Annotated in this window: 1 protein-coding gene; it reads left to right on the top strand. The window is 74.9% G+C overall.

Annotation, left to right across the window (positions count from 1 at the left end):
* Window positions 1-9,735, top strand: a 9,735-nt coding sequence (locus B7L92_RS17560) for a non-ribosomal peptide synthetase (RefSeq protein WP_143626341.1), incomplete at both ends; no start/stop codon positions are given.

Raw genomic sequence — 9,735 nt, 5'->3', positions numbered from 1 at the left:
CTCGCCGAGGTCGCCGCCCTGCCCGGCCACGACCTCACCGACGCCGACCGCGGCGGCCCGCTCACCGCCGGCTCCGCCGCCTACGTCATCTACACCTCCGGCTCCACCGGCCGCCCCAAGGGCGTGGTGATCCCGCACGGCAACGTGGTGCGCCTGTTCGCCGCGACCGACCCCTGGTTCGGCTTCGGCCCCGCCGACGTGTGGACCCTCTTCCACAGCTACGCCTTCGACTTCTCCGTCTGGGAGATCTGGGGCCCGCTGCTGCACGGCGGCCGCCTCGTGGTCGTCCCCTTCGACGTCTCCCGCTCGCCCGAGGACTTCCTGGAACTGCTGGCCGACGAGAAGGTGACGGTCCTCAACCAGACCCCCTCCGCCTTCTACCAGCTGATGCGGACCGAGGCCGACCGCCCGGACCTGGGCGCCCGGCTGGCCCTGCGCTACGTCGTCTTCGGCGGCGAGGCACTCGACCTGTGGCGGCTGCGGGAGTGGTACGGCCGCCACCCCGAGGACGCCCCCCGCCTGATCAACATGTACGGCATCACCGAGACCACCGTCCACGTCACCCACCGCGAGCTGGACCGGCTGACCGCCAAGTCCGCCACGGGCAGCCTCATCGGCCGGGGCATCCCCGACCTCGGGATACGTGTGCTGGACTCCGCCCTCCGGCCCGCCGCGCCGGGCGTCGTCGGTGAGATGTACGTGGCCGGCGCGGGCCTGGCCCGGGGCTACCTCGGCCGGCACGCCCTGACCGCCGAGCGCTTCGTCGCCGACCCCTACGGCCCGCCCGGCACCCGGATGTACCGCACCGGAGACCTGGCGCGCTGGGACGACGACGGCGAGCTGGAGTACATCGGCCGCGCCGACCACCAGGTCAAGATCCGCGGCTTCCGCATCGAGCTCGGCGAGATCGAGGCCTGCCTCGAGACCCACGCCGACGTCGTCCAGGCGGCCGTCGTCGTCCGCGAGGACCGGCCGGGCGACAAGCGGCTGGTGGGCTACACGGTCATGGCCGACGGCCGGGACTGCGACCCGGCCGCGCTCCGGGACCACCTGGCCGCGCTGCTGCCCGACTACATGGTGCCCGCCGCGTTCGTCGCGCTCGACGTCCTGCCGCTGACCTCCAACGGCAAGCTCGACCGCAAGGCGCTGCCCGCCCCCGTGGTGGCCGCCGGCACCACCGGCCGTGCCCCCGCCACCCGCACGGAGGAGACGCTCTGCGCCGTCTTCGCCGAGGCGCTGGGTCTCCCCGCCGTCGGCCCGGACGACAACTTCTTCGACCTGGGCGGCGACTCCATCGTCTCCCTGCAGATGATCTCCCTCGCCCGCCGTGCCGGACTGCGGATGACCACCCGGGACGTCTTCAAGCACCGCACCCCGGCGGCCCTGGCGGCCGTCGCGGCCACCGGCTCGGCGGCCGCCGAGCCGGTGCGGGACGAGCCCGTCGGCCCGCTCGTCGCCACCCCGGTCGTCCACTGGCTCGCCGGCCGCGGCGGCAGCATGGACCAGTACCACCAGGCCACCCTCGTCCAGGTCCCCGCCGGTCTGCGGCAGGAGCACCTCACCGCGGCCCTGCAGGCCCTGCTGGAGCGCCACGACGCCCTGCGCATGCGTGCCGTGGCCACCGGAGACGGCGGATGGACCCTCGAGGTGGCACCGGCCGGCTCGGTCGAGGCCCGGGACACCCTGCGGCGCGTCGGCGTCCCGGACCCGGCCGCCGGCCTCCCGCCGGAGCTGCTCGACGAGCGGACCGGCGCCGCCGTCGCCGAACTCGCCCCGTACGACGGCGTGATGCTGCGGGCCGTGTGGTTCGACGCCGGGGACGAGGCTCCCGGGCGGCTGCTGCTGGTCGCCCACCACCTGGTGGTCGACGGCGTCTCCTGGCACATCCTGCTGTCCGACCTCGCGGAGGCGTGGCAGGCCGCCGCCGACGGACGCACCCCCGCGCTCCCCCCGTACGGGACCTCCTTGCGGACCTGGGCCCGCGAGCTCCACCGGCTGGCCCACCGCCCCGAGCGGGTGGCCGAGGCCGAACTGTGGCAGCACCTCGCCTCCGGTCCGGACCCGCTGCTGGGCAGCCGTGCCGTGGACCCGGAGCGGGACACGGCGGCGACGGTGCGGTCGCTCACGGTGTCGCTGCCGCCCACGGAGACGTCGGCCCTGCTGGGCGAGGTGGCGCGGGTGTTCCGCGCCCGTGCGCACGAGGTGCTGCTGGCGGGGCTCGCGCTGGCGGTGCCGCGGTGGCGCCGGGCCCGGGGCGTGGACACCTCCGAGGTGCTGCTGGAGGTGGAGGGGCACGGCCGGGAGGACGTGCTGGAGGGCGTGGACGTGTCGCGGACGGTGGGCTGGTTCACCAGTCTGTTCCCCGTCCGCCTGGACGCCGGCGGGGAGGACGCCGGGGAGGCGTTGAGGCGCGTCAAGGAGCAGGTGCGGGCGGTGCCGGACAACGGCATCGGTTTCGGTCTGCTGCGTCATCTGCACCCGGTGGCGGGGGCCGCGCTCGCCGGCCTGCCGGCCCCGCAGATCGGCTTCAACTACCTCGGCCGCGTCGGTGGTCCGTCGGGCGGCGACTGGTCCCCGGTGGCCGGGGAGCGCGCCCTGACCGGCGCCGACGATCCGTCGATGCCCGTGGCCCACACCGTCGACCTCAACGCGTACACCCGGGAGACCGCCGAGGGCCCGGTGCTCACCGCCGTGTGGAACTGGGCCGGCGGCCTGCTCACCGAGGCGGAGGTGAGCGGTCTGGCCGACCTGTGGTTCCGGGCCCTGCGGGAGCTCGTGGACGCGTCCTCGCAGCCCGGGGCGGGCGGCTTCACCCCCTCCGACGTGCCGCTGGTACGGCTCACCCAGGAGCAGATCCGGAGCATCGAGGCCGCGCACCCGGCGACCGTCGACATCCTCCCGGTGACGCCGCTCCAGCAGGGGCTGCTCTTCCACACCCTGTTCGACGAGGGCGGCCCGGACGTCTACACCGTCCAGTTCCTCTACGACCTGGAGGGCCGGCTGGACGCCGCGGCCCTGCGGGGCGCGGCCGAGGAGATGCTGCGCCGTCACCCCGGTCTGCGCGCGGCCTTCCGGCTCGACGGGCTGGACCATGCCGTCCAGGTGGTCCCCGAGTCGGTGGAACTGCCCTGGACGGACCTGGACCTGCGCCACCTGGACCCGACCGAGCAGCAGACCGTCCTGGACCGGATGCTGCAGGAGGACCGCGGCAACCGCTTCGACCTGGCGGCCCCTCCGCTGATGCGCTTCCTGCTGGTCACGCTCGCCGACGACCGGCACCGGCTGGTCTTCACGCACCACCACGTCCTGCTCGACGGCTGGTCCATGCCGCTGTTCGTCCGGGAACTCCTCGACCTCTACGCGGGCCGGACCCCGGACCGCATCCCGCCCCACCGGGACCACCTCGCCTGGCTGGCCGAACAGGACGCGTCCGCCACCGCGAGCGTCTGGCGCGAGGCGCTCCAGGGGCTCGACGAGCCCACCCTCCTCGCCCCCTCCGTCCCCGACCGGCAGCCGGTCGTGCCCGACCAGTTGACGGCCGACCTGCCCGCCGATCTGACCGCGCGGCTCCAGGACACCGCACGCGCACACGGTCTCACCCTCAACACCCTGCTCCAGGGCGCCTGGTCCGTGGTGCTGAGCCGGCTGACCGCACGCGACGACGTCGTCTTCGGAGGCACGGTCTCCGGCCGGCCGCCCCAGGTCCCCGGCGTGGAGTCGATGGTCGGCCTGTTCATCAACACCCTTCCGGTGCGGGTCCGCATCGTGCCCGGGGAGAGCGCCGTCGCGTTCCTGACCCGGCTGCAGGACGAGCAGGCCCGGCTGATGGAGCACCAGCACATCGGACTCGCCGACGTCCAGCGGATCGCCGGGATCGGCGAGCTCTTCGACACCATCACCGTGCTGGAGAACTACCCGCTGGACCCGGCGCGGCTGAGGGTGCCCGGCCTCGCCGTCACCGCCATCGACGGCCGGGACGCCACTCACTACCCGCTGAGCCTCGCCGTGATGCCCGGCGAGCGGCTGCACCTGCGGGTCAACTACCGGCCCGACCTGTTCGACGCCGATGCCGTCCGGCAGTTGGTGGGCCGCTTCCAGGCGGTCCTGGAGTTCTGGGCGGACCGCCCGCAGGAGCCGGTGGGCCGGATCGACGTCCTCCCCGCCGCCGAGTACGAACACCTGGTCCGCGGCGTCAACGGCACCGCGCGCGACGTCCCGTACGCCACCTTCCCGCAGTTGTTCTCCGCGCGGGTCGCCGCCGCCCCCGACGCCCCGGCCGTCCTCTTCGGCGACCGGGTGCTGACCTACGGGGAGCTGGACGAGCGCACCGACCGGCTCGCGGCCGTGCTGGCCGACCGGGGCGTCGGCCCCGAACGGATCGTGGCCGTCGCGGTGCCGCGTTCGGCGGAACTCGTCGTGTGCGTGCTCGCCGTCCTCAAGGCGGGCGCCGCGTACCTGCCGGTCGACCTCGACTATCCGGCCGACCGCGTCGCCTACATGCTGCGGGACTCCCGTCCCGCGCTGGTCATCACCACGTCGGCGGTGGCGGACACGATCCCCGGTGACGTGCCGCGGCTCCTCGTGGACCGCCCGGACGACCTCGCCGGGCCCGTCGCGCCCGTCGTCCCGGCGGACGTCGCGAGCCCCGCGTACGTGATCTACACCTCCGGCTCCACCGGCCGCCCCAAGGGCGTGGTGGTCACCCACTCCGGCGTGGCGAGCCTGATCGCCGCCCAGACCGAGCGCTTCGACGTCGGACCGGACAGCCGTGTGCTGCAGTTCGCCTCGCCGTCGTTCGACGCCGCGTTCTGGGAGCTGACGATGGCGCTCCTGTCCGGGGCCGCCCTGGTCGTGGGCACCGCGGAGGAGGTCACCCCCGGCCCGGCCCTGGCGGCGCTCGCCGCCCGGCACCGGGTCACCCACGCGACGCTGCCGCCGGTGGTCCTCGGGGCCGCCTCCCCCGGCGACTTCTCCTCGGTCTCGACGCTGGTCGTCGCGGGGGAGGCCACCGCCGGCGAGACGGTCGAACGCTGGGCGGCCGGCCGCCGGATGGTCAACGCCTACGGCCCCACGGAGACCACGGTCTGCGCGACGATGAGCGCCCCCCTCGGCGGCGGCGGACTGCCGCCCATCGGCGGTCCCGTCGTCAACGCCCGGGTGTACGTCCTGGACGCCCACCTCCGGCCGGTGCCGCCCGGCGTCGCGGGCGAGCTGTACATCGCCGGCGCCGGTCTCGCCCGCGGGTACCTGGGCCGGCCGGACCTGACGGCCGACCGTTTCGTGGCCGACCCGTTCGGCGTACCGGGTGCCCGGATGTACCGCTCGGGCGACGTCGTGCGCTGGAACCACGACGACCAGCTCGAGTTCCTCGGCCGGGTCGACCACCAGGTCAAGGTGCGCGGTTTCCGGATCGAGCTGGGCGAGATCGAGTCCGTGCTCACCGCCCTGCCGCAGGTCGCCCAAGCCGTCGTCGTGGTGCGCGAGGAGCCCGCCGGACCCCGCCGGCTGGTGGGCTACGCGGTACCGGCCGACGGCGCCGCGGCCGACCCGGCGGAGCTCCGCTCCGCGGTCGCCCGCGAACTCCCCGACCACATGGTGCCCTCCGCCGTCGTCGTGCTCGACGCGCTGCCGCTGACGCCGAACGGCAAGCTGGACCGTGCGGCGCTGCCCGCCCCCGGGACGCCCGCCGACACCGGCCGGGCCCCGGCGACGGAGCGGGAGAGGATCCTGTGCGAACTGTTCGCCCAGGTGCTCGGCCTGCCCGCGGTGGGCGCCGAGAGGAGCTTCTTCGACCTGGGCGGCGACTCCATCGTCTCCATCCAGCTCGTCTCCCGGGCCCGTGCCCGCGGCCTCGTCATCACACCGCGCGAGGTCTTCGTGCACCGCACCGCCGCCGCCCTGGCGGTCGTCGCCCGGGCCACCGAGGAGGACGCGCCGGAGGAGGCCGCGCAGGAGAACGCGGACGACGGCCTCGGCCCGCTGCCGCTCACCCCGATCATGCACTGGCTGCGCGGCCTGCCCGGCACCGTCGACGCCTTCAGCCAGTCCGTGCTGGTGCGCACCCCCGCCGGTGCGACGGAGCGGGACCTCGCCGCCGTCCTCCAGGCGGTGCTCGACCGGCACGACATGCTGCGGGTGCGGCTGACCCGCCGCGGACCGCTCTGGGGCCTGGACGTGGCCGACCGCGGCAGCGTCACGGCCGCGTCCGTGCTCTCCCGCTTCCCCTCGGAGGACATGGGGGACGAGCGGTTCGCGGAGCTCGTCGCCGACCACACCGCCCGGACCCGGGCCGCGCTGGCGCCCGAGGACGGCGTCGTCCTGCGGGCCGTGTGGTTCGACGCCGGACCGGACACGGCGGGCCGGCTGCTGCTGACCGTGCACCACCTGGCCGTCGACGGGGTGTCCTGGCGGATCCTGCTGCCCGACCTGTCGGCCGCCTGGGACGCCGTCCGCGCGGGGCGCGCCCCGCGCCTCCCGGCCGTCGGCACCTCCTACCGCCGCTGGGCCGAACAGCTCACCGCCCTCGCCCAGGAACCGGAGCGGCTCGACGAGATCGCGTTCTGGACCGACATGCTCGCCGTGCCCGACGCACCGCTCGGCGACCGGCCGCTGGACGCCCGCCGGGACACCGTCGCCACCGCCCGCAGCCTGTCGCTGACCCTCCCGCCGCAGGCCACGGCACCGCTGCTCACCAGCGTGCCCGCCGACTTCCGCACCGGCGTCGGCGAGGTCCTGCTCGCCGGGCTCACCCTCGCCGTCACCGAGTGGCGACGCCGCCGCGGCCACGACACGGCCGCGGGCGTGCTGATCGACCTGGAGGGCCACGGCCGCGACGAGTCGCTGACCGGTGCGGACCTCTCCCGTACCGTCGGCTGGTTCACCGGCCTGCATCCCGTACGCCTGGAGGCGGACGGCCGGCAGAACCCCGCCGAGACCGTCAAGCGGGTCAAGGAGCGGCTGCTGTCCGTCCCCGACGGTGGCGTCGGCCACGGGCTGCTGCGCCACCTCAACCCCCAGACGGCGATGCTGATGCACGGCCTGGCGGCCCCGCAGATCGGCTTCAACTACCTGGGCCGCTTCGGCTCCCCGGGCGAGGGGGACTGGGCCCCGGCGGGCGTGATCGGCGGCGGCGCCGACGACGACATGGCCATGCCGCACGTGGTGGAGATCAACGCCGTCACCCAGGACGGCCCCGACGGGCCGCACCTCGTGGCCACCTGGACCTGGGCCGGCGAGATCCTGGAGGAGTCCGCGGTCCGCGAACTGGCCGGGCTGTGGTTCGAGGCGCTGGAGCGGCTCGCCGCCCCGGCGGGCCCGTCCGGCCCGGTCACCGGCCTCACCCCCTCCGACCTGCCGCTCGTCTCCCTGGAGCAGCACCACATCGACCTGCTGGAGGCCGACCGGCCCGGCCTCGCGGACGTCCTGCCGCTGGCCCCGCTCCAGGAGGGCCTGCTCTTCCACAGCCTGCTGGACGACAGCGCTCCGGACGTCTACAACGTCCAGCTCCACCTGGACCTCGCCGGTCCCCTGGACGTCACGGCGCTGCGTTCCGCGGCCGCCGGGCTCCTGGCCCGCCACCCGAACCTGCGGGTCTGCTTCCGTGAGGACGGGCTGCCGCACGCCGTGCAGCTCGTGCCGAACGCCGTGGAACTGCCCTGGACCGACATCGATCTCGTCCACCTCGACGAAGCCGGGCGCGCCGCCGAACTCGACCGGGTGATGGAGGCGGACCGGACCACCCGGTTCGACGTGACGACCGCACCGCTGATCCGCTTCACCCTGGTCCGGCTCGCCGCCGACCGTCACCGCCTCCTCCTCACCAACCACCACATCCTGCTCGACGGCTGGTCGATGCCCGTCCTGCTCGAAGAGCTGTTCGCGCTCTACGAGACCCGCGGGGACGCCTCGGCGCTGCCTCCGGCCCCGGCCTTCGCCGACTACCTGACGTGGCGCGCCGGCCTGGACGACGAGCCGGCGAGGCGGGCCTGGCACACCGCGCTGGACGGGCTGGAGGAGCCCACCCTGCTCGTGCCGGGGACCTCCGACGCCACCGTGACGCCCGGCCGGGTCACCCGGTGGCTCTCCGAGGAGTCCACCGCCGCGCTGACGGCCCTCGCCCGCAGGTACGGCTTCACCCTCAACACCCTGGTGCAGGGCGCGTGGGCGCTGACGCTCGCCGGGCTCACCGGACGCCGGGACGTGGTGTTCGGCGCCACGGTCTCCGGCCGTCCCCCGGAGGTCCCGGGCATCGAGTCGATGGCCGGCCTCTTCATCAACACGCTGCCCGTCAGGGTCCGGCTGCGCCACGACGAGACCGTCGCGGAGCTGCTCACCCGCCTGCAGGCGGAGCAACTGGACCTGATGGACCACCAGTACCTCGGCCTGTCCGAGATCCAGCGCATCGCCGGTCACGGTGAACTCTTCGACACGCTGGCGGTGCTGGAGAACTACCCCCTGGACCCGGAGAAGCTGCGGGCCCCCGGGGCGCTGGACGTCACCCACATCGACGGCCGCGACGCCACCCACTACCCGGTGACGTTCGTCGTCCTGCCGGGCGACCGGCTGGAGTTCCGCCTCAACCACCGGCCGGAACTGCTGCCGGCCGACCGGGCCGAGGCCATGGCCGACCGGCTGACGGACCTGCTGGCCCGCATCACCGCCGAGCCGGACCTCCCGGTCGGCCGGCTGGACCACCTCACCGGGGCGGAGCGCGAGCGCGTCCTCCACACGTGGAACGGCGCCCGCCGGGCGATCGAGCCCGCGACGTTCCCGGCGTTGTTCCAGGCGCAGGTGGCCCGGACCCCGGACGCCCCGGCGGTCGTGTCCGACGACACCTCGCTGTCGTACGCGCAGCTCAACGAGCGGGCCAACCGGCTCGCCCACCACCTCATCGACCGGGGCGTCGGCCCCGAGCGGATCGTCGCCCTGCTGCTGCCCCGCTCGGTGGACATCGTCGTGGCCCGCCTGGCGGTGATGAAGGCCGGCGCCGCCTACCTGCCGGTCGACCCCGACTACCCCGCCGACCGCATCGCCTACATGCTCCACGACGCCGACCCCGTCCTGGTCATCACCACCGGCCACGACGCGGACCGCCTGCCCGAATCGACCGCCGCCGGCCGCCTGCTCCTGGACCGCCTCGACCTGGCCGCCGCACCGGCGACCGACCCGACGGACACCGACCGGCCGGCGCGGCTGACCGTGGCCCACCCGGCCTACGTCATCTACACCTCCGGCTCGACGGGCCGCCCCAAGGGCGTGGTGGTCTCCCACCGGGGCCTGGCCGCCTTCGCCACCGTCCTGGCCGAACGCTGCGCGGTCGGCCCGCACAGCCGGGTGCTGCAGTTCTCCTCGCCCAGCTTCGACGCCTCGGTCCTCGAACTGTGCATGAGCCTGCCCCGGGGCGCGGCCCTGGTGGTCCCGCCGCCCGGCCCGCTGGCCGACGAGGCCCTGGGCCGGGTCCTCGCCGACCGGAGGATCACCCACGCGCTGATCCCGCCGGCCGCGCTGGCCACCGTCCCGGCCACGGACCTGCCGGACTTCACCACCCTGATCGTGGGCGGCGACGCCACCGACGCCGCCCTGGTGGACCGCTGGGCCCCCGGCCGCCGCATGATCAACGCCTACGGCCCCACCGAATCCACCGTCGTGGCCACGATCAGCGAACCGCTGGTCGCCGGTGCCGGCACAGCGCCTCCCATCGGCACCCCGATCGTCAACACCCGGGTGTACGTGCTG

This window comes from Streptomyces viridosporus, from assembly GCF_002078235.1.
In the GTDB taxonomy this organism is placed as follows: domain Bacteria; phylum Actinomycetota; class Actinomycetes; order Streptomycetales; family Streptomycetaceae; genus Streptomyces; species Streptomyces viridosporus.
This window is presented reverse-complemented; position numbering and strand designations above follow the sequence as displayed.